The following is a 20,569-nucleotide window of genomic DNA, read 5'->3' on the forward strand; positions in this document are numbered from 1 at the left end:
GTTCAAGGATCATGATGCGCCTGCCCTGCCTTCTCGCCGCGATCGTCGCGCTGGCGGCCTGTCACGATCAGGCCAATGGCGGCGGCGCGGGCGTGCGGGATCAGATCACGGCGGTCGGCTCCTCCACCGTCTATCCCTTCACGACCATCATCGCCGAGCGTTTCGTCACCGCCGATCCCGATGCCAAGGCGCCGGTGATCGAGTCGACAGGCACGGGCGCGGGCATGAAACTGTTCTGCGCCGGGATCGGCGCGGCGCATCCCGATATCGAAAATGCCTCGCGCCGGATGAAGGCCGCCGAATATCGCGATTGCGCCGCGCATGGCGCGGCCGCGCTGCTGGAGATTCCGATCGGGATCGACGGCATCGCCTTTGCCGAATCGAAGCGCGGGCCGCGCATGGCGCTGAGCACCGTCGACCTCTACCGGGCGCTCGCGGCGCATCCCGGCGGGCGGCCCAACACGGCGCGGACCTGGCATGACGTCAATCCCGCCCTGCCAGCCATTCCGATCCAGGTCTATGGTCCCCCCGCGACCAGCGGCACGCGCGACGCCCTGGCCGAACTGATCCTGATGCGCGGGTGCGATGCGGTCGAACCGGGCGCGGCGGCGCTGGCGCATCGCGATCCCGATGCCCATCGCCTGCTCTGCACCCGCGTCCGCGACGACGGCGCCTATATCGATGCGGGCGAGAACGACAATCTGATCGTCCAGAAGCTGCAATCCAACCCCGATGCGCTCGGCGTGTTCGGCTATTCCTATCTCGAGGAAAACCGGAATACGGTGAACGGGGTGGCGATCGACGGCATCGCCCCCAGCTATGAGGCGATCGCCGCCGACCGTTATCCGGGTTCGCGGCTGCTCTATCTCTACGTCAAGAAGGCGCATCTCGATGCCATTCCGGGGCTGCGCCAGTTCCTGTCGCTCTATGCCGCCAATTGGGGGCGTGGCGGGCCGCTGGTCCGGCGTGGGCTGATCGCGGCGCCCGCCAGCGTTCAGGCACGGGCGCGGTCGATCATCGCGAACGAGACCGCCCTCGATCCGGCGACCCTGCCGTCATGAACGGCGTCATCCTTCTGGTCCTGATCGTCGGATTGGGTGTCATCGCCTGGGCGACGACGCGGATGCGCGCGCTCGGCTTTCGGCGCCGGACGGGCGGACGGGTCCGCTCGTTGCCGCATCATCATGGCTGGTATGTCGCGCTGTGGACCGCCGCGCCGCCGCTGATCTTCCTGGCGGTCTGGGCCGCGACCTCGCCCGCGCTCGTCACCGATATGGTGCTGGGTACGCCCGCCGCCGGACGCTTGCCGCCGCCGGGCTTCGAGCGGGCAGCGATCCTGTCCGAAGCGCGGGCGCTGGCCGCCGGACAAGCGCACGGGGCCTTCCATACGCTTTCGCGCACCCTGGCCCCCGCTTACGCGACCGCCCAGACGCGCATCGACTGGATCGCGACCGCCATCGTCCTGCTGCTCGCGCTGGCGGGCGGCGCCTATGCCTATCTGCGGGTCCGGCCCGACTTTTCGGCGCGGACGCGGATCGAGCGGGTGGTGCTGGGGCTGCTGCTCGGCGCCTCGCTCATCGCGATCCTGACGACCGCCGGGATCGTCGCCTCGCTGCTGTACGAGGCCGGGCGCTTCTTTGCGGTGGTGCCCATCACCGACTTCCTGTTCGGCACGCATTGGAGCCCGCAGGTCATCGATCCGCGCGATCCGGGCGCGTCGCTGGGCGCGGTGCCGCTGTTCTGGGGAACGTTCTTCATCGGCGCGGTGATCGCGATGGCGGTGGCCATTCCGTTCGGGCTGATGAGCGCCATCTACCTGACCCAATATGCCCAACCGCGCGCGCGGCGGATCATGAAGCCGGTGCTGGAGGTGCTCGCGGGTATCCCGACCGTCGTCTATGGCTATTTCGCCGCGCTGATCGTCGCGCCCGCCGTCCGCCAGTTCGCGGTGTCGATCGGCATCGAATGGGCGTCGTCGGAAAGCGCGCTGGCGGCCGGGCTGGTCATGGGGGTGATGATCATCCCCTTCGTCTCGTCCATGGCCGACGACAGCCTGGCGGCGGTGCCCGATTCGATGCGCGACGGCAGCCTGGCGATGGGGGCGACCCCGTCCGAGACGATCACCCGCGTCATGCTGCCCGCCGCCCTGCCCGGCGTGGTCGGCGGCGTCCTGCTGGCGGTCAGTCGCGCGATCGGCGAGACGATGATCGTCGTCATGGCGGCAAGCGGGGTTGCGACCCTGACCGCCAATCCCTTCGCCAGCACCACGACCGTCACCCGCCAGATCGTCGACCTGCTGACCGGCGAGGCGGAGTTCGACAGCCCCAAGACGCTCGCGGCCTTCGCGCTGGGGCTGACGCTGTTCGTCATCACGCTGCTGCTCAACATCATCGCGCTGAGCGTGGTGAAGCGTTACCGGGAAACCTATGAATAGCCCGCCCCCTTCCCCGGCGGACGACGCCCCCACCATCTGGAACAGCCCCGCCATGACGCGCCGGCTGCGCCGTCGCTATGCGGCGGAGCGGCGGTTCCGGTTGATCGGCATGGCGGCGGTCGCCCTGTCGGCGGCGTTCCTGGCCTTTTTGCTGATCACCATGGTGGCGCAGGGGATTGGCGGCTTTACCCAGACGCGCGTGACCCTGCCCGTCGACCTGGCCGCCGCCGAACTGCCGGTCGAGCCCGCGCGGCTGAAGGGGCGCGGTGCCGACCTCGCGCTGGCGGGTGCGGGGCTGGAGCATGCGGTCGACGGCGCGGCGACCCTGGCCTTCGGCGCCGACGGCACCGACCTGTTGTCGCCGGGTGCGTGGATCGTGGTGCGCGATGCGGTCAAGGCGGACCCGGCGCTGTTGCGCGGCACCACGCGCTTCTCGCTGCCCGTCGCCAGCGCCTATGACGTCGCCGCCAAGGGCGAAGGCACGCCCGAGGCCGAGGCGGTGGTCGCGCGGCTCAAGGCCCGCGGCGTCCTGTCGACCGGGTGGAACCTGACCTTCCTGACCGACGCCGATGCGACCGATCCGACCCGCGTCGGCATCTGGGGCGCGGCCAAGGGATCGCTGCTGACCATGCTGGTCACACTGGCGCTCGCCTTCCCGATCGGGGTGCTCGCCGCGCTCTATCTGGAGGAATATGCGCCGAAGAACCGTTGGACCGACCTGATCGAGGTGTCGATCAACAATCTCGCGGCGGTCCCGTCGATCATCTTCGGCTTGCTGGGGCTGGCGGTGTTCCTGGGCACGTTCGGGCTGCCGCGTTCGGCTCCGCTCGTCGGCGGGCTGACGCTGGCGCTGATGACGATGCCGGTCATCGTGATCGCAGGGCGCAACGCGATCAAGGCGGTGCCGCCGTCGATCCGCGACGCGGCGCTGGCGATCGGTGCCTCGCGGGTGCAGGTGATCTTCCACCATGTCCTGCCGCTCGCGCTGCCAGGCATCCTGACCGGCACGATCATCGGCATGGCCCGTGCATTGGGGGAGACCGCGCCGCTGCTGATGATCGGCATGCGCGCGTTCATCGCCGCGCCGCCGCAGGGGCTGACCGATCCGGCGACCGTGCTGCCGGTGCAGATCTTCCTGTGGTCCGATCAGGTCGATCGCGGCTTCATCGAAAAGACCTCGGCGGCGATCATCGTCCTGCTCGTCTTCCTGCTCGCGATGAACGGGCTGGCCATTTACCTCCGCAATCGGTTCGAGACACGCTGGTGAGCATTCCCAAGATAACCGCGCGCAACGTCAGCGTGTCCTACGGCGCCAAGCAGGCGATCCACGACATTTCGATCGATGTCGAACGGGATCACGTCATCGCCTTTATCGGCCCGTCGGGCTGCGGCAAGTCGACCTTCCTGCGCACGCTCAACCGGATGAACGACACCATCCCCTCGGCGCGGGTGTCGGGGGACGTGCGGCTGGACGGGCAGGACATCTATGCGCCCGAGATGGACGTGGTGCAGTTGCGCGCCCGCGTCGGCATGGTGTTCCAGAAGCCCAACCCCTTCCCCAAATCGATCTACGAGAATGTCGCCTATGGTCCGCGCATCCACGGGCTGGCCACGTCGCGCGGCGAACTCGACATGATCGTGGAGCGCTCGCTGACCCGTGCCGGGCTGTGGAACGAGGTGAAGGACCGGCTGTCCGAAAGCGGCACCGCGCTGTCGGGCGGGCAGCAGCAGCGTCTGTGCATCGCGCGCGCCATCGCGGTCGACCCCGAGGTGATCCTGATGGACGAGCCGTGCAGCGCGCTCGACCCGATCGCGACCGCGCGGATCGAGGAACTGATCCACGACCTGCGCGGCCGCTACGCCATCGCGATCGTCACCCACAACATGCAGCAGGCGGCCCGCGTGTCGCAGCGCACCGCCTTTTTCCATCTCGGCACGCTCGTCGAGTACGGGAAGACGTCCGACATCTTCACGAACCCGAAGGAAGAGCGGACGAAGGACTATATTACCGGCCGTTACGGCTGAGGACGAGGATCATGGACCACACCGTAAAGGCATTCGACAACGATATCGGCCGCTTGCGCGGGCTGATCAGCCAGATGGGCGGATTGGCCGAGGAAGCGATCGCCAATGCGATCCGCGCGCTGCAACGCTCCGACCTGGAGTTGGCGCGCAAGGTCCGCGAGGACGACAAGGCGATCGACCTGATCGAGGCGGAGGTCGAGCGGCTGGCGGTGCGCACCATCGCGCTGCGGGCGCCGATGGCCAACGACCTGCGCGAGGTCGTCGCCGCACTGAAGATCGCCAGCGTCGTCGAGCGGATCGGCGACTATGCCAAGAACATCGCCAAGCGCGTGCCGATGATCGAGAGCGAGGACCGGATCGAGCCCGTCTCCATCCTGCCCGCCATGGCCAAGATCGCCTCGGCGATGGTGCATGACGTGCTCGACGCCTTTGCCGCGCGCGATGCCGAGGCGGCGGTCCGGGTCCGCGACAGCGACAACGCACTCGACGATTTCTACGATTCCATCTTCCGCACGCTCGTCACCCATATGGTCGAGAATCCCAAGACGATCGGACAGGTCGCGCACCTGCTGTTCATCGCCAAGAATCTCGAACGCATCGGCGACCATGCGACGAACGTCGCGGAGATGGTCTATTTCGCCGCCACCGGTACCCAGATGGGTGAGCGGGATCGCGGCGGTACTTGGCCTTCTTGAGGGAACAGGCACCATGGCACGGGTAAAGATGTTGCTGGTCGAAGACGATGCCGCGCTGGCGGAACTGCTCGTCTTCCATTTCAAGCGCGAGGATTTCGAGGTCGCCCACACGCCCGACGGCGAGGAGGCGCTGTTGCTGGCGCGCGAGAGCACGCCCGACATCGTCCTGCTCGACTGGATGGTCGAGGGGATTTCGGGGATCGAGGTCTGCCGCCGCCTGCGCCGTTCGCCCGAGACCGCGAACGTGCCGATCATCATGCTGACCGCGCGCGGCGAGGAAGAGGACCGGGTGCGCGGGCTGGAGACGGGTGCGGACGATTATGTCACCAAGCCCTTTTCCCCCCGCGAACTGGTCGCGCGCGTCGGCGCGGTGCTGCGCCGCGTACGCCCGGCGCTGGCGGGCGAGGCGCTGACCTATGCCGATATCGAGATGGACACGGTCGGTCACAAGGTCCGCCGCGCGGGCGAGGTCGTCTCGCTAGGGCCGACCGAGTTCCGCCTCCTGAAGCATTTCCTGGAACATCCCGGCTGGGTCTTCTCGCGCGAGCGGCTGCTCGACGCGGTATGGGGTCACGATTCGGATATCGAGAGCCGGACGGTCGACGTCCATATCCGCCGTCTGCGCAAGGCGATCAATGTCGGCGACCGGCCCGATATCATCCGCACCGTGCGCTCGGCGGGCTATTCGCTCGACGCCGGGGGCTGAACGTGAACGGGCCGTCAGAATTGGGCCGGGTCCGAAACGATGGAGCCAAGTCGCGGGTGGGGCGTTCAATCCACCGCGCTAACGCACTTGCGCTTCTGAACAGGAGATTCGCATGAAGCTCGTAATTCTGGCGGCCGCCACGCTGATGGCAGCCCCCGCCCTCGCCCAGACGACCACCCAGGCGGACGCCACGGCCCAGGCCGGCGCGAGCACCGGACAGACCGGCACCACCGCGTCGGCCGACGCCTCGATGCAGGCCAGTGCCTCGGCCGGGACGGAGACGCCGGGCGGCTATCAGCCCGCGCAGCCGCCGATGGCGTCGCCCCCCGCCCCCGGCGTGCCGGTCATCTTCAAGCAGGCGCCGAGCCCCGAACAGGCCTATCCGGCCCCGGCCGCGCTGAAGAGCTATCCGATCTGCAAGAAGGGCCAGTTCGACCAGTGTCGCCAGCGCGGCGGCAAGTGATCGCCTGACCCGATTGCTCCGACGAAGCGCCGATCCTCTCGCGAGGGTCGGCGTTTTGCTGTCGGAGCGGCTATTCCTCGACCAGCTTCATCAGGCGGCGCTCGACCGGCGCCAGCACCGGCCCCAGCTCATGCCCGCGCTTCAGCACCGCTCCGGCCTCGCCGATCAGCGCCCACATGCCCTGGCGGTTGCGCAGCGCCGGGCGCTTCTCGATCCGGTATTCGGGCCGCTCGGCGGTGCGCCGAAAGGCCGAGAAGATCGCGGCGTCGCGCCCCAGATCCATCGCATAGTCGCGCCAGTGTCCCGCCGCGACCATCCGGCCATACAGGTCGAGGATGCGGTTCAGCTCGGCACGCTCGAACCCCACCTGCACTGGAGTCTTAGGAAACGGGACGATCTCCATCAGGCGCGGTCGCGCTCGATATTCTGTTCGGCCAGCAGCGTGTCGAGCTGTCGCCGCAGCGTGTCCAGCTCGCACCGCAGCATCTCGATCTTCTGGGTCTGGGGGTCGAACACCTCCGAACAGGGCGTGCCATAGGGGACGAAGCGCTTCTCGGGCGCCGCGCCGCCCTCGACCATCGTCGGCCTTGCGGGAATACCGACCATCACCGCACCCTCGGGCACGTCGCGGGTGACGACCGCATTAGCCCCGACCCGCGCACGCGGGCCGATCGTGATCGGGCCGAGCACCTGCGCACCCGATCCGACGATCGAGCCGTCCATCAGCGTCGGGTGGCGCTTGCCCGCCACGCCATTGTCGGGGCTGGTCCCGCCCAGCGTCACGCATTGATAAATGGTGACGTCGTCGCCGATCTCCGCCGTCTCGCCGATCACGACGAAGCCATGGTCGATGAAGAAATTCCGCCCGATCTTCGCACCCGGATGGATGTCGATCGCGGTCAGGAAGCGGGTGAAATGGTTGACCAGCCGCGCGAGGAAGAAGGCACGTGACCGATAGAGCCGATGCGCCACCCGGTGCCCCGCCAGGGCCCAGACGCCCGGATAGAGCAGGATCTCGGCACGCGAGTGCGGAGCGGGGTCACGAGCCCGGATCGAATCGAGATAAGCGGCCAATCGGCTCGGCATGAGCATGTCCCCAGATGCGATACCGGCATTTAAGCACGGCTTTTCCTGAATTCCAGATAGGCGTGGAACCTTGGCGGACGCGACAAAGTCTATCTTTGTTGCAGCCACGCCTCGGGCACGGCATGGGCCGGGCGTCACAGGGTAAGGAGAGATGATGGACCCGACCAGTAGCGAATGGATCCATATCCTGCCCTTTATCGGCGTCGGCTTTGCCGCCCAGGTGGTCGATGGCGCTTTGGGCATGGCGTTCGGGGTGATTTCCAATACCCTGCTGATCAGCTTGGGCGTTCCCCCGGCGGCCGCGTCGGCGGGGGTGCACAGCGTCGAGACCTTCACGACCGCCGTATCGGGGATCAGCCATGCGGTTCACCGCAACGTCAACTGGCGGCTGTTCCTGCGGCTGATGATTCCGGGCGTCATCGGCGGCGCGCTGGGCGCCTATGTCCTGTCCAATATCGATGCGGCGGTGGTGAAGCCGTTCATCCTCGCCTATCTGACCGCGATCGGCGTCTATCTCCTGATCCGTGCCTGGCGGCACAAGGCGCATAGCCGCGAGCCGAAGGTGGTCGAGCCGCTGGGCTTTCTCGGCGGGTTTCTCGATGCGGCGGGCGGCGGCGGATGGGGGCCGGTCGTGACCTCCAACTTGCTGGCCCAGGGCGCGGCCCCGCGGACGACGATCGGGACGGTCAACACCGCCGAATTCTTCCTGACCGCGACGATCTCGGCAACCTTCATCACCCAGCTGGGTTGGGAGGCGTTCACCATGGCGACGGTCGGGCTGCTGATCGGCGGCATCTGCGCCGCGCCGTTCGGCGCGATGCTGGCCAAGCGCGTGCCCGCGCGGGTCTTGCTGACGCTGGTTGGCGTCATCCTGACCCTGACCAGCCTTTGGGGTTTCTATCAGGCCATGAAGGGCTGACCTGTAAGAGCGATGGGGCGCCCGGCCCATGCCGGCGCGCCCCTCGACCGGTTAGGCGATTGCCGCGTGGACGGTCGCCACCGCCTGCATCACCGCCGCGATACGGACCGAGGTCTGGATGACCTCCGCCGTGACGCCCGCCTTCTTCAGCACCGCCTCATGCGCGTCGATGCACATGCCGCAGCCGTTCATCGCCGACACCGCGAGGCTGAACAGCTCGAAATCGATCTTGTCGATGCCGGGCGCTCCGATCACGTTCATGCGCAGCTTGGCGGGCATGTTGCGATATTCCTGGTTCCCGGCCAGGTGCGTGAAGCGGTAATAGACATTGTTCATCGCCATCACCGCGGCCGCCGCGCGCGCCGCATTGGCCGCCTCGGCCGACAGCTTGGGGGCGCATTCGGCTTCCGCCGCCTCGACGAGCGGCTTGTGGCCCGAGCCATGCGCACAGGCGAGCAGCAGGCCGTATTTGCGCTGGTCGTTCAGCACCGGCTCGTTGATCAGCGAGCCGACGTTCAGGCGGATGTCCTTGGCGAAATCGGGCAGCTGCCCGGCAAATTCCTTGAGCGACATGGATGGGATGCTCCAGATATGCGACGCCCCAGTCCGGGCCGTCGATCGCATGGGACCGACGACCCTCGCCGGGGCGTCTGGAAGATGGGCCGGGGGACGATGGCGCCCCCCGACGCGAAGATTACTCGGCCGCGAGCTGGAGGACGTCGTCGCCCTTATTCCAGTTGCACGGGCACAGCTCGTCGGTCTGCAGCGCGTCCAGGACACGCAGCGTCTCGGCCGGGTTGCGGCCGACGTTCAGGCCGTTGATCGTGACATGCTGGATGACATTGTCGGGGTCGATGATGAAGGTCGCGCGGTAGGCGACATGCTCATTCTTGTCGACGATGCCAAGCGCGTCGGCGAGCACGCGGCCATTGTCCGCGATCCAGGGGAAATCGGCCGCGGCCAGATCCGGGTCCGACTTGCGCCATGCCAGGTGGACGTGCGCGGTGTCGGTCGACGCGCCGATCAGCACGGCGTCGCGATCCTCGAAATCGCCCTTCAGCTCGGAATAGCCGACGATCTCGGTCGGGCAGACGAAGGTGAAGTCCTTCGGCCAGTAGAACAGGACCTTCCACTTGCCCTCGTACGACGTGTCGCTGATCGTCTCGCCGGCGGGCAGCGCGCTGGTGCCCTGCTGGACGGGAACGGTGAATGCGGGGAGCTTGTCTCCAACGGTCAACATGGCAATGTGCCTCCTTCTCTAGAAATTCGGCTCCAGCCATCCTCTCGCACGATCGGCGGTTCGACCGCCTGTATTCGTTGTACCGACGGATATGGGGACTGGCGCCTTTGATCCAACAAGCTATTTGTCACATGGCAATCGACTGAGACGATCAATGGCCGCGACCTATCTACCGACCCTGAAACAGCTTCAATATCTCGTGGCCTTGCAGGACCATGGCCATTTCGGCCGGGCCGCCGACGCCTGCTTCGTGACCCAGTCGACCCTGTCGGCGGGCCTGCGCGAGCTGGAAACGCTGATCGGCGTGACGTTGGTCGAGCGGACCCGGCGCGTGGTGCGCTTCACCCCGCTGGGCGAGCGGATCGCCGACAAGGCGCGCCGGGTGCTGCGCGAGGCGGACGAGCTGGGCGACATGGCGCGCGCCGCCGGACGTCCACTGTCGGGAGAGATGCGCATGTCGGTCATCCCGACCATCGCGCCCTTCATGCTGCCGCGCATCCTGCCCCGGCTCCGCCGCGACTTTCCCGACCTGAAGCTGTTCCTGCGCGAGGAGCCCAGCGGCCCCGCCTGCGAGCGGCTGCACAATGGCCGCACCGACTGCGTGCTGCTCGCCCTGCCCTTCGCCTGTGGCGAGGTGACCGCCGAGCCGCTGTTCGACGACCGGCTGTTCGTCGCCTTCCCGACCGACGAGGATCACAGCCCGCCGCCCGCCTTCCCGGCGTCGGCGATCGACGAGAACCGGCTGTTGCTGCTCGAGGACGGGCATTGTCTCAAGGACCATGCGCTCGCGGCGTGCAATCGCCCCGAGCTGCGGGCCGAGGCGACGATGCTGGGCACCTCGCTCCACACCATCGTTCAGATGGTGGACAATGGGCTGGGCATGACGATGCTGCCCGAAATGGCGCTGCGGTCGGGTATCCTCGACAATACCAACATCACCGCGCGGCCGCTCGACGCCGACAATGCCGTGCGCAAGATCGCGCTGGTCTGGCGCCGGGCGAGCCCGCGCGAAAAGGATTTCCGGCTGCTCGCCCAGGTGCTGGCGGAAGCGGCCTGATCGATCGCGTTCATCGACACCCATCGATTTGCAAAGGAGTTTTGGCCCATGACCCATCCAGCGAAGCGCATGCTGGCGGCCCTGCCAATCGCGGCTCTGGTGATGCTGGGCGCCTGCGGGCGGGGACGGGACGAGCGAGAGGCGCCCGCCGCCCCCTCCGCCACGGCGGTCACGGCGCCGGCGCAGGAGGCGCCCTTCGTCGCCGACCGGCCGATGGCGCCGACCCGCACCATCCTGGACAATGCGGCCGCGACGCCGTCGCTCTCGTCGCTGGTCGCGGCGATTCGCGCGGCCTCGCTCTCGACCACGTTGGCGGGCCCCGGCCCCTTCACGCTGTTCGCGCCGACCAATGCGGCGTTCGGGCGGCTCGCCCCCGGTGTCGAGGCGCAGCTGCTCCAGCCCGCCAACCAGGCCTCGCTGGTCCGCGTGCTGCGCTATCACCTGGTGCCGGGGGTGGTGACGGTGACCGAGCTGCAACGGCGTATCGCGGCGGGCGGCGGGACCGCCACGCTGATGACGGCGCAGGGCGAACCGCTGACCCTCAGCATGACCCAGTCGGTCATCACCCTGACCGATGGCGGCGGCAACAAGAGCTATATCGAGGCGGGCGACATGCGTCAGGCCAACGGCATGATCCACATCGTGAACGGTGTGTTGGTGCCAAAACTGGATTAAGTGCGTTACCCTCGACGGGACGTCCGTTTCGCAACCGGTTCGGATGTCCTGCCCTTCCACGCGGCGTGGGCCCCCATGTGTGCTCCGCCGCCCATAGACGGGAATATGCTTTCATGACGAAGACCCTTGCCATCCTGATGTCCGCCACCGCGATGGTCGCTGCGGGCACCGCCGCCACCGCCCAGACGGCGCAGACCGCGCCGACGGCCACGGCCCCCGCCCAGGCTCCGGCCCAGCCCGCTCCGGCCACCCCGGTCGCGACCGGCACCGTCGTTCAGGTCCTCGCCGCCACGCCCGACCGCAGCACCCTGGCCAAGCTGGTCACGACGGCGGGTCTGGCCGCCGATCTGTCGGGTCCCGGCCCCTTCACCGTCTTCGCCCCCAGCGACGAGGCGTTCAGCCGCATGCCCGCCGGCGCGCTCGACACGCTGAGCCAGCCCGCGAACAAGGCGGCGCTGACCACGATCCTGAAATATCACGTCGTCTCGGGCAAGCTGACCGCCGAGCAGTTGAAGCAGCAGATCGCCGCAGGCAACGGCACCGCGACGCTGACGACGCTTGCCGGACAGCCGCTGACCGCGCAGTTGGGGCCGAACGGCAATATCATGCTGACCGACGTGAACGGCCAGAAGGCCTATGTCGACAAGGCGGACGTGGCGGCGACCAACGGCGTCGTCCATCTGACCAACGGCATCAGCGTGCCGAAGATCGGCTGATCCCTCCCCCTCGGGGACGATCGGAAAGGCGGGGCTGCGGCTCCGCCTTTTTCGTGTCGATCAGATGTCGTCCCAGCGCGCGGCCGCCGCCCCGTCGCTGTCGCGCGCCTCGACCCAGCGGGCGTCCGCCCCCCGCGTCTCGCGTTTCCAGAACGGCGCATCGGTCTTGAGCCGGTCAATCAGATAGGCGCAGGCGTCCAGCGCATCGCGCCGATGCGGGGCCGCCGCCGCGACGAAGACGATCCGCTCGCCCGGCTGCATCGGCCCGACGCGGTGGACGATGGTGGCCGCCTGCAACGACCACCGCGCCTTGGCGAGATGGGCGATCCTGTCCAGCGCGGCCTCGGTCGCGCCGGGATAATGTTCGAGTTCGAGCCGGTCGACCCCGTCGTCCGCGCGGACCAGACCGCAAAAGGTGGCGACCGCGCCCACCTCCGCCTGCTCGACGCGCGCCGCCTCGGCCGCCAGGTCGATGGGATCGCGTGATACGAGGATCCGGATCATCCGCCGGTCACCGGCGGGAAGATCGCGACCTCGCACGCCCGACCGATCGCCGTATCGAGCGCGACGAAATTCTGGTCCACCGCCGCGCGCAGCCGTTCCGGCTCGGCCAGCGCCTCGGCATAGCCGCCGCCCCGCGCCGCCAGCCAGCCGATCAGATCGGCCATGGTCGCGACCTCGGGCGGCGGGGTGACCGTCTCTTCGGACAGGCCGATCCGTTCGCGAACCCAGGCGAAATAGAGAATGGTGAGCGGCATCAGCTATCCATATGCTTGAGGCCGACGCGCAGATAGTCCCATCCGGTGACGAGCGTCAGCACCGCCGCGCCCCATAAAGCGGCCAGCGCCGCCAGGTGGAGCCAGGGCCATCCGGGCAGCGCCCCGCCCAGGATCAGGCCGCCCAGCGCGATCAACTGCAACGTCGTCTTCCACTTGGCGAGCCGCGACACCGGCACCGACACCTGCAACTGCGCCAGGAATTCGCGCAGCCCCGACACCGCGATTTCCCGCAACAGGATGACGAGGCCCGCAACGACGCTGATCCCGCTCAACACTTGCACCGCGACCAGCACCAGGATCACCGAAGCGACCATGATCTTGTCGGCGATGGGGTCGAGGAACACGCCCAGCTTCGACACCGTGCCCTTGGCCCGCGCGAGATAGCCGTCGAAATAATCGGTGATGCCCATCAGGCAGTAGAGCGCGAAGGCGATGGCATAGCCCAGCGCCCATTCGGGTTGCCACAACAGCCCCGCCAGAAGCGGCACGGCCAGGATTCGCGAGAGTGTCAACAGGTTGGGCAGCGTCAGCATAAGGCCTTCTAACGACAAGCCTGCCCATGACAAACCGCTTTAAGCGGTTGGCGATGGCCCGCCGGATGGTTATGTTGCTGCCATTCTGTTGCCACGATCGGGCCATTTTTCGTTATGCTCAATGCCCTCGGGCTTCTCAAGCGGCGTCGGTTCCTGCCGCTGTTCGCCACCCAGTTTCTCGGCGCCTTCAACGACAATCTGTTCAAGACCTCGATGGTGCTGTTCGCGACCTATGCGATCTTCACCGATGCGACGTCGGAATCCTATTTCAACGCCGCCGCGACCGGGGCATCGATCCTTCCCTTCGTCTTCCTCTCGGCACTGTCGGGACAGCTGGCGGACAGTCATGACAAGGCGCGGATCATCCGCATCGTCAAGACGGTCGAGATCGGCATCATGCTGGTCGGCGCGGCGGGCCTGCTGATCGCCAGATCGGGGCATAGCACCATCGGGCTGGCGCTGATGCTGGGGACGGTGCTGGCGCTGGGCGTCCATTCGACCTTTTTCGGGCCGATCAAATACGCCATCCTGCCCCAGCATCTGGAGCCCGACGACATTCTGGGCGGCACCGGGCTGGTCGAGGCGGGGACCTATCTCGCGATCCTGCTGGGCACGGTCGCGGCCGGATGGATCCCGGTCGAGGCGGCGGCGGGCGGTGTGATCGTCGTGGCGGTGCTGGGCTGGTTCACCGGGCGGCAGGTGCCCCCCGCCCCGCGCGAGGGACCGCCGCTCAAGCTGAACTACAACCCCTTCACCGCATCCTGGCGGCTGATCTCGGCGACGCTGCATATCCGCCGCCTGTTCCTGGCCATCATCGCGATCAGCTTCTTCTGGACGATCGGCGCGGTGCTGATCATCGTCTTCCCGCCGCTGGTGAAGAATGTCCTGACCGCCGACAAGGAGGTGGCGAGCCTGGCCATCGCGATCTTCTCGGTCGGGGTGGCGATCGGATCGGTGGTCATCAACACGATGCTGAAGGGCGAGATTTCGGCGCGCTATTCGCCGATCTCGGTCATCGCGATGGGGGCGTTCGTCGTCCTGTTCTCGGTCCTGTGCCGCAACTGGACGCCGGCACCCGATGGCGGGCTGTATAGCTGGCAGGCCTTCCTCGCCGAGCCGCGCGCGATCGGCATCCTCGCCACCTTGCTCGCCATCGCGACGACCGGCGGCATGTTCGTGGTCCCGCTCTATGCCTTCCTGACCACCACAGTCGAAAAGGACCAGACCGCGCGCACCGTCGCGGCGAACAACATCGTGAACTGCTTTGCGATGACGATCGGCTCGGTGGCGGTCTTCGGGATCAGCGCGATGGGCGTCACGCCGGAGAATATGCTGTTCGTCGTGGCGGGCATGTGCCTGATTTCCGCCTGGCTGGCGCTCCGGCTCCACCGCGCCTGCGACGATGGGTGCGTCCAGCCGGGCTGATCCCGCCCGGCAAATGGCGGCCGATCAGAACAGGAAGCTGTAGAAGCAGATGAAGAAGGCGGTGAAACTGAGCACGAACAGGCGAATGTCCTGATCGTCGTCCCGGCGGCTGCGCGCGGGCGGCACGGGCGGCAGCGACCGTCGGAAGGGGTGCCGGGCGGCTTCGTTGGTCAGGACAAGGCGGCGTCTCATGGCATGGACGTTAACGTTTTGTTGACCATTGGGGCACGGGTCCATGCCGCACCGGAACCGTCCCCGCTGCCCCATTTGAAGACAGCGGGGACAGGCTCGATCAGTGATCCTGCGGCGCCGCCGCGCCGATCCCGGTTTCCGAGCGGATGCGCTGGGCCGGATAGCCCGCCTTGTCGACCGCCGCGCGGCCGCTGCGATCGGTGATCGACACCAGCCAGATGGTCAGGAACGCCAGCGGCATCGAGAAGATGGTCGGCGATCCATAAGGGAAGATCGGCGCGTCATAGCCGAGCACCTTCACCCAGATGGCGGGTGACAGGATGGTCAGCACCAGCGCGGTCGACAGGCCGACCACCCCGCCCACGACCACGCCGCGCGTCGTGCACCCAGACCAGAGCAGCGACAGCAGCAGCACCGGGAAATTAGCCGATGCCGCCAGCGCGAAGGCCAAGCTGACCATGAAGGCGACATTCTGCTTCTCGAACAGGATGCCCAGCAGGATGGCGACGACCGCCAGCACCAGCACCGTGATGCGCGACACGCGCAGTTCGGAGGCCGAATCCGCCTGCCCTTTCTTGACGACGGTCGCATAAAGGTCGTGGCTGACCGCCGAGGCGCCCGACAGGGTCAGCCCCGCGACCACCGCCAGGATCGTCGCGAACGCCACCGCTGAGATGAAGCCCAGGAACAGGTTGCCGCCGACCGCCTGCGCCAGATGGATCGCGGCCATGTTGCTGCCGCCGCGAAGCGCGCCATCGGCATCGAGGAAGCCCGGGTCGGTGGCGACCAGCACGATCGCACCAAAGCCGATGACGAAAGTCAGGATATAGAAATAGCCGATCCACCCCGTCGCCCACAGCACCGAGCTGCGCGCCGCCTTGGCATCGGGGACGGTGAAGAAGCGCATCAGGATGTGGGGCAGGCCCGCGGTCCCGAACATCAGCGCCGCGCCGATCGAGATGGCGGAGATCGGGTCCTTGATGAACCCGCCCGGCCCCATGATCGCCCGGCCCTTCGTCACCGCCTCGTCGGGCCCCGCCCCGGCCAGCGCGGCGAGCGCCGTCTTGACCTCGACCGCGCGCGCGAACAGCGCCTCGGGGCTGAAGCCGAACCGCGCCAGCACCGCGATCGCCATGAAGCTGGCCGCGCCGAGCAGCATCATCGCCTTGACGATCTGCACCCAGGTCGTCGCGGTCATCCCGCCGAACAGGACGTAGAAGGTCATCAGCACGCCGACGATGACCACGGCATAGCCGTAAGGCAGGCCGAAGAGCAGCCGGATCAGCTGCCCCGCCCCCACCATCTGCGCAATCAGATAGAACAGCACGACCATCAGGGTCGAACAGGCCGCGACCATCCGCACCGGGGTCTGGGCAAAGCGGAACGACGCCACATCGGCAAAGGTGAACCGCCCCAGATTGCGTAGCCGCTCGGCCATCAGGAACAGCAGGATCGGCCAGCCGACCAGAAAGCCGATCGAATAGATCAGCCCGTCATAGCCATCGGCATAGATCTGCGCCGAGATGCCCAGGAACGACGCCGCCGACATGAAGTCGCCCGCGATCGCCAACCCGTTCTGAAAGCCGGTGATGCCGCCCCCCGCCGTATAGAAGTCCGACGCCGTGCGCGTCCGCCGCGCAGCCCAGCGGGTGATCGCCAGGGTCAGCGCGACAAAGGCCGCGAACATGCCGATCGCGGTCCAGTTGGTCGCCTGCTGCACCGCCGGGCCGATCGCATGGGCATGGGCCGCCGACAGGGGCAGCAACGCCAGCGGCACGGCGAGCCATAGCCCCCGCCCCCTCATGCCCTCTCCTCCGCACGCAGGGCGTCGATCACCGGATCAAAGTCGCGATTGGCGCGCCAGACATACAAGCCGGTCAGCAGGATCGCGAGCGCGATCACCCCCAGCCCGACCGGGATGCCCCAGGATGTCGCCCCACCCGAGATCGATCGGGCCAGCAGCGCCTTGTCGAAGGCGATGGTGAGGACGAACCCGAAATAGACGATCAGCATGACGATCGTCAGGATGGTGGTGAAACGACCTCGCTTGCGGACGAGCGCGATATAGCGCGGGTCACGCGCCAGACGGCTGGCGGCATCCTCCATGGCATTCTCCTAACCCTGCGCCGATTGCGTCCGGCGTCGGGACCATGCTCCCCCGCCCCCCGGTCGGCGTCAAGCGGGAATGGCGCCAGGGCCGATCGCCATTCAGCGATGCCTTTCCGTCCCTCGCCCCTCGCAGAGGGGAGAGGGTTGCGCAGACTTGGTCTTTGCGAAAGCAAAGGCCTAGTCGGAGCTGGGTGAGGGGTGGGCGCTCGCTCCGCGAGCGCGCGAGTCTTTGGGCTCGCTTAACCCCTCACCCAAGCTGCGCTAGCCAGCAGGCTGGCAAGCTTCGCTAACCCTCTCCCCTGTCCAGGGGAGAGGGGAGAGGCGATACTGAATGCCGGTCCAGCCTAGCTTCGCTGGGGCCGATAGGCGTTCAGGTCGATGCCGTGGCGCGCGACCTTGTCGTAGAAGGTCTTGCGCGGAATGCCCAGGATGGCGAGCGCGGCGCGGACATCGCCCGCCGCTTCCTCCAGCACCGCGCGGATCGTCGCCCCCTCGAACCGCTCGACACGTTCGGGCAGCGGCAGCGGATCGCCCTCCACCTGTCCCTCGCCCGACAGGCCCAGCGCGACGCGATTGGCGTAGTTGCGCACCTCGCGGACATTGCCCGGCCAGTCGTGCGACAACAGCCGGGCCTGGATCGCGCCGTCGATCATCGGCACCGGGCGGCCGAAACGCTCGGCCGCCTCGCGCAGGAAATGGGCGAAGAGCAGCGGCACATCGGCGCGCCGCTCCCGCAGCGGCGGCACCCGCAACCGCACTGCGTCGAGCCGATAAAGAAGGTCGGCGCGGAACCGTCCCTCGTCCACCGCCCGCGCCAGGTCGGACTTGGCGGCGGCCACGATCCGCAGGTCGAGGATCTGGGGGTCCTCGGCACCGATGGCGCGCACTTCGCGCTCCTCGACCACGCGCAGCATCCGGCCCTGCAGGGCGGGCGCCATGCTGTCCACCTCGTCGAGGAACAGCGTGCCGCGATGCGCCGCCGCGATCCGGCCCGGCGTCCGGCCATGCGCCTGGCCGAACAGTTCGTCCTCGGCGATCGCCTCGGGCAAGGCCGCGCAGTCGACCGCGACGAAGGGGCGCGTCCGCCGCCCGCTCCAGCGGTGGAGCAAGAGCGCGACCAGTTCCTTGCCGGTCCCCGTCTCCCCCTCGATCAGCACGTCGACATCGGCTTGTGCCACCTGCCGCACGGTATCGCGCAGCCGCATCATCACCGGGGTTTCGCCGATCAGCGGATAGGCCCCCTGCGCCTCCTCCGCCGCCAGCCGCAGCCGCCGATTGTCCAGTACCAGCCGCCGCATCTCCAGCGCGCGCTCGGCGCTGGCGATCAGGTGATCGGCGGCGAAGGGCTTGGCGACGAAATCGAACGCCCCCTGTTTCAGCGCGGCGACCGCCATCGGCACGTCGCCATGCCCGGTCATCAGGATCACGGGGATCTCGCTGTCGATCGCCGCGACCCGCCGGGCCAGTTCGATCCCGTCGATCCCCGGCATCCGGATGTCGGAGACGACCATGCCCGGAAAATCGGCATCGATCCGCGCGAGTGCCGCCAGCGGGTCGCCATGCGGCTCGACATCGATCCCCGCCAGCTCGAACGACTGGGCCAGCGCCTGGCGCAGCACCGTGTCGTCATCGACCAGCAGGACGCGCAGCGTATCGCTCATGCCCGGCGCATCCGGATGCGGAAACCCGCACCGCCCAGTGTGGAGGGGATGACCTCCAGCATGCCGCCAAACTCCGTCATGATATCCCTTGCGATCCCCAGTCCCAGACCGAGCCCGTCGGGCTTGCCGGTGACGAAGGGGGTAAAAATCTCGGTGGCGATAGCGGGGTCCAGGCCCGGCCCGTTATCCTCGACGATCAGGTCCACCCCGTCCGGCTGCTCGCTGACGGTCAGCCGCACGCGCGGGGCCGGGCGGTCCGCCACGGCGTCGAGCGCGTTCTGGAGCAGATTGACCAGCACCTGCTCCAGCCGGACCCGCCCCGCCACCACCCGTGGCAGCGCGCCGCCGCCGGGACGCTCCAATGCAACCCCGGCCGTGCGGAAACGGTCGCCGATCAACAACATGGTGCCGTCGAGCACTTCGTTCAGCGATACCGCACCGATGCCATGCGTGCCCCGCCGGACGAAACGGCGCATCTCCTGGACGATCGACCCGATCCGCTCGGTCAGCTCGACGATGGTCGCCAGGTTGGTCGCCGCCCGGTCGGGCCTGTCGCGGGTCAGGAAGGTGCGGGCATTGTCAGCCAGGGTGCGGATCGCCGCCACCGGCTGGTTGATCTCGTGCGCGACGCCTGCGGTGATCGATCCCAGCGAGCCCAGCCGATTGGCCTGGGCCAGTTCCTCGCGCGCGGCGCGGAACCGCTGGTCCGCCCGGATGCGCTCGGAGATTTCGACGGTCAGCTGGTCGTTGGTCGCGCGAAGCTCGGCGGTGCGGCGGGCGACCTCCTGCTCCAGCGCCTCGCGCGCCAGTGCCGCGCGTTCGGCGCGGGTGCGGCGCCAGATCGCCAGCAGCGTCAGACCGATCAGCCCGACCGCGATCAGCGCGGTCGCCGAACGGACCCAGCCATCCGCCTCCTTGAGCGCGGGACGCGACGGCAGGACATGGACCAGCCGCCAGCGTGGCAGCGGCGCCGCCGTGGTCCCGGCGACATAGCGCGCACCGTCGCGGTCGGTCGCGTCCCCCCCGCTGATGCGAAAGGGGCCGGGACGCAGCAGGATGTCGCCGAATTGCTGGCTCTGGCGGATCGCCGCCCGCGCCGCGGCAGTGAGCGGGCGGGTCAGGGTGAAGACCGCGCGCGGATCGGTCGTGACCACCACCACGCCATGCTCGTCGAGCAGCAGCGTCTGGCCCGCGTCGCTGGCCCAGGCCTGCACCATCCGGGCGAATTCGACCTTCACCACCACGACGCCGTCCGGGGCCGAGGCGGGGCCGATCCGCCGCGCGAGGAAGAGGCCAGGGCGAAGGCTGGTATTGCCCAGCGCGAAATATTCGGAAGTGCCGGTGCGCATCGCCTGCCGGAAATAGGGGCGGAAGCTGTAATCCCGCCCGACGAAACTGTCCGACTGGCCTGCATTCGAGGCCGAGATGGTCCGCCCCCGCCGGTCGATCGCATAGATGACGGGCGCGCCGGTCCGCTCCGCCAGCCCGCGCAGCTTTTCGTTCAGCCGCTCGGCCGCGCGGACCGATCCGTTGCGCAACGCGGCGCCGACATCGGGATATTCGACCAGCACGATCGGAAGCAGGCGAAAGCGCTGCAACTCGCTGTTGAGCAGCCGCTCTTCCTGCCGGGCCACGCGGACGGCCTCGGCGCGCAGCTCCGCCACGGCTTGGCGATGCGCATAGACCCGCAGGACCGCCGCCGCCGCGATGGTCAGGACCAGCACGCCGATCAAGGGCAGCGCATAGCGCTGCATATACAGACGGATGACGGACCATGTCGGCGGCATATGTGCGGAATATCGCAACCCACCACCGAGCGCCATGCGGATTTTCGCGCTACGCCTCCGGCCATCT

Annotated in this window: 24 protein-coding genes; 12 read left to right on the forward strand and 12 right to left on the reverse strand. The window is 67.9% G+C overall.

What is annotated here, in order from left to right; genetic code table 11:
* The first annotated feature begins 14 nt into the window (after positions 1-14).
* The 7 genes from ABIC44_RS00670 (at position 15) to ABIC44_RS00700 (ending at position 6,323) form a co-directional block, all read left to right on the forward strand.
* Positions 15-1,061, forward strand: coding sequence for a substrate-binding domain-containing protein (locus ABIC44_RS00670; RefSeq protein WP_354293377.1), 1,047 nt, complete (start codon positions 15-17; stop codon positions 1,059-1,061).
* Complete coding sequence (gene pstC / locus ABIC44_RS00675) at positions 1,058-2,434, forward strand: phosphate ABC transporter permease subunit PstC (protein ID WP_354293066.1); 1,377 nt, start codon at positions 1,058-1,060, stop codon at positions 2,432-2,434. Before ABIC44_RS00670 ends, pstC begins: the two co-directional genes overlap by 4 nt.
* A gap of 52 nt (positions 2,435-2,486) precedes the next feature.
* The gene (pstA, locus tag ABIC44_RS00680; RefSeq protein WP_354293067.1) at positions 2,487-3,701 is read left to right on the forward strand and encodes a phosphate ABC transporter permease PstA; all 1,215 of its coding nucleotides are present in this window, start codon (positions 2,487-2,489) and stop codon (positions 3,699-3,701) included.
* Positions 3,695-4,459: a phosphate ABC transporter ATP-binding protein PstB gene (gene pstB / locus ABIC44_RS00685; RefSeq protein WP_502959811.1), complete on the forward strand. Its 765-nt coding sequence runs from the start codon at positions 3,695-3,697 to the stop codon at positions 4,457-4,459. Before pstA ends, pstB begins: the two co-directional genes overlap by 7 nt.
* Before the next feature lie 11 nt (positions 4,460-4,470).
* A complete protein-coding gene (phoU, locus tag ABIC44_RS00690) occupies positions 4,471-5,154 on the forward strand; it encodes a phosphate signaling complex protein PhoU (RefSeq protein ID WP_307098958.1) in 684 nt (227 codons plus the stop codon).
* Between the two features lie 13 nt (positions 5,155-5,167).
* A complete protein-coding gene (gene phoB, locus ABIC44_RS00695; RefSeq protein WP_307098960.1) occupies positions 5,168-5,860 on the forward strand; it encodes a phosphate regulon transcriptional regulator PhoB in 693 nt (230 codons plus the stop codon).
* A 112-nt stretch (positions 5,861-5,972) separates the two neighbouring features.
* A complete protein-coding gene (locus ABIC44_RS00700) occupies positions 5,973-6,323 on the forward strand; it encodes a hypothetical protein (protein WP_307098963.1) in 351 nt (116 codons plus the stop codon).
* Between the two features lie 70 nt (positions 6,324-6,393).
* Here the strand turns inward: ABIC44_RS00700 and ABIC44_RS00705 are convergent, their stop codons facing one another.
* Positions 6,394-6,726 (reverse strand): DUF2794 domain-containing protein, encoded by a 333-nt coding sequence (locus ABIC44_RS00705; RefSeq protein WP_354293072.1) that lies wholly within the window; start codon positions 6,724-6,726, stop codon positions 6,394-6,396.
* The gene (gene epsC, locus ABIC44_RS00710) at positions 6,726-7,409 is read right to left on the reverse strand and encodes a serine O-acetyltransferase EpsC (protein WP_309695629.1); all 684 of its coding nucleotides are present in this window, start codon (positions 7,407-7,409) and stop codon (positions 6,726-6,728) included. The genes ABIC44_RS00705 and epsC overlap by 1 nt, the downstream gene beginning before the upstream one ends.
* A gap of 151 nt (positions 7,410-7,560) precedes the next feature.
* Between epsC and ABIC44_RS00715 the strand changes: the two genes are divergently transcribed.
* A complete protein-coding gene (locus ABIC44_RS00715) occupies positions 7,561-8,328 on the forward strand; it encodes a sulfite exporter TauE/SafE family protein (RefSeq protein WP_387430957.1) in 768 nt (255 codons plus the stop codon).
* Positions 8,329-8,379: 51 nt separating this feature from the next.
* On the opposite strand, the gene ahpD is transcribed toward ABIC44_RS00715, so the two are convergent.
* On the reverse strand, positions 8,380-8,901 hold the full coding sequence (gene ahpD, locus ABIC44_RS00720; protein WP_307098971.1) for an alkylhydroperoxidase, AhpD family: 522 nt from the start codon (positions 8,899-8,901) through the stop codon (positions 8,380-8,382).
* Positions 8,902-9,022: 121 nt separating this feature from the next.
* Positions 9,023-9,568 carry a peroxiredoxin gene (locus ABIC44_RS00725; protein WP_307098974.1) on the reverse strand — a complete coding sequence of 182 codons (546 nt, stop codon included), beginning with the start codon at positions 9,566-9,568 and terminating at the stop codon, positions 9,023-9,025.
* A gap of 154 nt (positions 9,569-9,722) precedes the next feature.
* Here ABIC44_RS00725 and ABIC44_RS00730 point away from each other — a divergent pair, with 154 nt between their 5' ends.
* From ABIC44_RS00730 to ABIC44_RS00740, 3 genes are all read left to right on the forward strand, one after another.
* Positions 9,723-10,625 (forward strand): hydrogen peroxide-inducible genes activator, encoded by a 903-nt coding sequence (locus ABIC44_RS00730; protein ID WP_307098978.1) that lies wholly within the window; start codon positions 9,723-9,725, stop codon positions 10,623-10,625.
* 48 nt (positions 10,626-10,673) lie between these two features.
* Entirely contained in the window at positions 10,674-11,300 is a 627-nt protein-coding gene (locus tag ABIC44_RS00735; protein ID WP_307098980.1) for a fasciclin domain-containing protein, read from the forward strand.
* Between the two features lie 113 nt (positions 11,301-11,413).
* The gene (locus ABIC44_RS00740) at positions 11,414-12,016 is read left to right on the forward strand and encodes a fasciclin domain-containing protein (protein WP_354293073.1); all 603 of its coding nucleotides are present in this window, start codon (positions 11,414-11,416) and stop codon (positions 12,014-12,016) included.
* Between the two features lie 60 nt (positions 12,017-12,076).
* On the opposite strand, the gene ABIC44_RS00745 is transcribed toward ABIC44_RS00740, so the two are convergent.
* From ABIC44_RS00745 to pgsA, 3 genes are read right to left on the reverse strand one after another with little or no spacing between them, the layout of a single operon-like run.
* Positions 12,077-12,520: a molybdenum cofactor biosynthesis protein MoaE gene (locus ABIC44_RS00745; protein WP_307098984.1), complete on the reverse strand. Its 444-nt coding sequence runs from the start codon at positions 12,518-12,520 to the stop codon at positions 12,077-12,079.
* Positions 12,517-12,774 carry a molybdopterin converting factor subunit 1 gene (gene moaD, locus ABIC44_RS00750; protein ID WP_354293074.1) on the reverse strand — a complete coding sequence of 86 codons (258 nt, stop codon included), beginning with the start codon at positions 12,772-12,774 and terminating at the stop codon, positions 12,517-12,519. The genes ABIC44_RS00745 and moaD overlap by 4 nt, the downstream gene beginning before the upstream one ends.
* Entirely contained in the window at positions 12,774-13,328 is a 555-nt protein-coding gene (gene pgsA, locus ABIC44_RS00755) for a CDP-diacylglycerol--glycerol-3-phosphate 3-phosphatidyltransferase (RefSeq protein WP_309702493.1), read from the reverse strand. The genes moaD and pgsA overlap by 1 nt, the downstream gene beginning before the upstream one ends.
* Positions 13,329-13,442: 114 nt before the next feature.
* On the opposite strand from pgsA, the gene ABIC44_RS00760 reads away from it, so the two are divergent.
* Positions 13,443-14,753 (forward strand): MFS transporter, encoded by a 1,311-nt coding sequence (locus ABIC44_RS00760; RefSeq protein WP_354293075.1) that lies wholly within the window; start codon positions 13,443-13,445, stop codon positions 14,751-14,753.
* A 24-nt stretch (positions 14,754-14,777) separates the two neighbouring features.
* Here the strand turns inward: ABIC44_RS00760 and ABIC44_RS00765 are convergent, their stop codons facing one another.
* From ABIC44_RS00765 to ABIC44_RS00785, 5 genes are all read right to left on the reverse strand, one after another.
* Positions 14,778-14,945 (reverse strand): hypothetical protein, encoded by a 168-nt coding sequence (locus ABIC44_RS00765; RefSeq protein WP_307098993.1) that lies wholly within the window; start codon positions 14,943-14,945, stop codon positions 14,778-14,780.
* A gap of 100 nt (positions 14,946-15,045) precedes the next feature.
* The gene (locus ABIC44_RS00770) at positions 15,046-16,749 is read right to left on the reverse strand and encodes a cation acetate symporter (protein WP_354293076.1); all 1,704 of its coding nucleotides are present in this window, start codon (positions 16,747-16,749) and stop codon (positions 15,046-15,048) included.
* Positions 16,746-17,051, reverse strand: coding sequence for a DUF485 domain-containing protein (locus ABIC44_RS00775; protein WP_307098997.1), 306 nt, complete (start codon positions 17,049-17,051; stop codon positions 16,746-16,748). The genes ABIC44_RS00770 and ABIC44_RS00775 overlap by 4 nt, the downstream gene beginning before the upstream one ends.
* A 347-nt stretch (positions 17,052-17,398) precedes the next feature.
* Positions 17,399-18,715, reverse strand: a complete 1,317-nt coding sequence (locus ABIC44_RS00780) for a sigma-54-dependent transcriptional regulator (protein WP_354293077.1) — start codon at positions 18,713-18,715, stop codon at positions 17,399-17,401.
* Positions 18,712-20,469, reverse strand: a complete 1,758-nt coding sequence (locus tag ABIC44_RS00785; RefSeq protein WP_354293079.1) for a sensor histidine kinase — start codon at positions 20,467-20,469, stop codon at positions 18,712-18,714. Before ABIC44_RS00785 ends, ABIC44_RS00780 begins: the two co-directional genes overlap by 4 nt.
* Between the last annotated feature and the right edge of the window lie 100 nt (positions 20,470-20,569).

The sequence above is a fragment of the Sphingomonas sp. 1185 genome, assembly GCF_040544655.1.
Taxonomy (GTDB): Bacteria; Pseudomonadota; Alphaproteobacteria; order Sphingomonadales; family Sphingomonadaceae; genus Sphingomonas.

What these genes read in the sequence shown, in the direction of transcription:
- epsC (WP_309695629.1), bottom strand. Translation starts at nt 7,409, where the DNA reads ATGCCGAGCCGATTGGCCGCTTATCTCGATTCGATCCGGGCTCGTGAC.
- ABIC44_RS00740 (WP_354293073.1), top strand. Translation starts at nt 11,414, where the DNA reads ATGACGAAGACCCTTGCCATCCTGATGTCCGCCACCGCGATGGTCGCT.
- pgsA (WP_309702493.1), bottom strand. Translation starts at nt 13,328, where the DNA reads ATGCTGACGCTGCCCAACCTGTTGACACTCTCGCGAATCCTGGCCGTG.
- ABIC44_RS00780 (WP_354293077.1), bottom strand. Translation starts at nt 18,715, where the DNA reads ATGAGCGATACGCTGCGCGTCCTGCTGGTCGATGACGACACGGTGCTG.
- ABIC44_RS00735 (WP_307098980.1), top strand. Translation starts at nt 10,674, where the DNA reads ATGACCCATCCAGCGAAGCGCATGCTGGCGGCCCTGCCAATCGCGGCT.
- ABIC44_RS00765 (WP_307098993.1), bottom strand. Translation starts at nt 14,945, where the DNA reads ATGAGACGCCGCCTTGTCCTGACCAACGAAGCCGCCCGGCACCCCTTC.
- phoB (WP_307098960.1), top strand. Translation starts at nt 5,168, where the DNA reads ATGGCACGGGTAAAGATGTTGCTGGTCGAAGACGATGCCGCGCTGGCG.
- ABIC44_RS00730 (WP_307098978.1), top strand. Translation starts at nt 9,723, where the DNA reads ATGGCCGCGACCTATCTACCGACCCTGAAACAGCTTCAATATCTCGTG.
- pstA (WP_354293067.1), top strand. Translation starts at nt 2,487, where the DNA reads ATGACGCGCCGGCTGCGCCGTCGCTATGCGGCGGAGCGGCGGTTCCGG.
- moaD (WP_354293074.1), bottom strand. Translation starts at nt 12,774, where the DNA reads ATGCCGCTCACCATTCTCTATTTCGCCTGGGTTCGCGAACGGATCGGC.
- ahpD (WP_307098971.1), bottom strand. Translation starts at nt 8,901, where the DNA reads ATGTCGCTCAAGGAATTTGCCGGGCAGCTGCCCGATTTCGCCAAGGAC.
- pstC (WP_354293066.1), top strand. Translation starts at nt 1,058, where the DNA reads ATGAACGGCGTCATCCTTCTGGTCCTGATCGTCGGATTGGGTGTCATC.
- ABIC44_RS00725 (WP_307098974.1), bottom strand. Translation starts at nt 9,568, where the DNA reads ATGTTGACCGTTGGAGACAAGCTCCCCGCATTCACCGTTCCCGTCCAG.
- ABIC44_RS00705 (WP_354293072.1), bottom strand. Translation starts at nt 6,726, where the DNA reads ATGGAGATCGTCCCGTTTCCTAAGACTCCAGTGCAGGTGGGGTTCGAG.
- phoU (WP_307098958.1), top strand. Translation starts at nt 4,471, where the DNA reads ATGGACCACACCGTAAAGGCATTCGACAACGATATCGGCCGCTTGCGC.
- ABIC44_RS00760 (WP_354293075.1), top strand. Translation starts at nt 13,443, where the DNA reads ATGCTCAATGCCCTCGGGCTTCTCAAGCGGCGTCGGTTCCTGCCGCTG.
- ABIC44_RS00770 (WP_354293076.1), bottom strand. Translation starts at nt 16,749, where the DNA reads ATGAGGGGGCGGGGGCTATGGCTCGCCGTGCCGCTGGCGTTGCTGCCC.
- ABIC44_RS00670 (WP_354293377.1), top strand. Translation starts at nt 15, where the DNA reads ATGCGCCTGCCCTGCCTTCTCGCCGCGATCGTCGCGCTGGCGGCCTGT.
- ABIC44_RS00715 (WP_387430957.1), top strand. Translation starts at nt 7,561, where the DNA reads ATGATGGACCCGACCAGTAGCGAATGGATCCATATCCTGCCCTTTATC.
- ABIC44_RS00700 (WP_307098963.1), top strand. Translation starts at nt 5,973, where the DNA reads ATGAAGCTCGTAATTCTGGCGGCCGCCACGCTGATGGCAGCCCCCGCC.
- ABIC44_RS00785 (WP_354293079.1), bottom strand. Translation starts at nt 20,469, where the DNA reads ATGCAGCGCTATGCGCTGCCCTTGATCGGCGTGCTGGTCCTGACCATC.
- ABIC44_RS00745 (WP_307098984.1), bottom strand. Translation starts at nt 12,520, where the DNA reads ATGATCCGGATCCTCGTATCACGCGATCCCATCGACCTGGCGGCCGAG.
- ABIC44_RS00775 (WP_307098997.1), bottom strand. Translation starts at nt 17,051, where the DNA reads ATGGAGGATGCCGCCAGCCGTCTGGCGCGTGACCCGCGCTATATCGCG.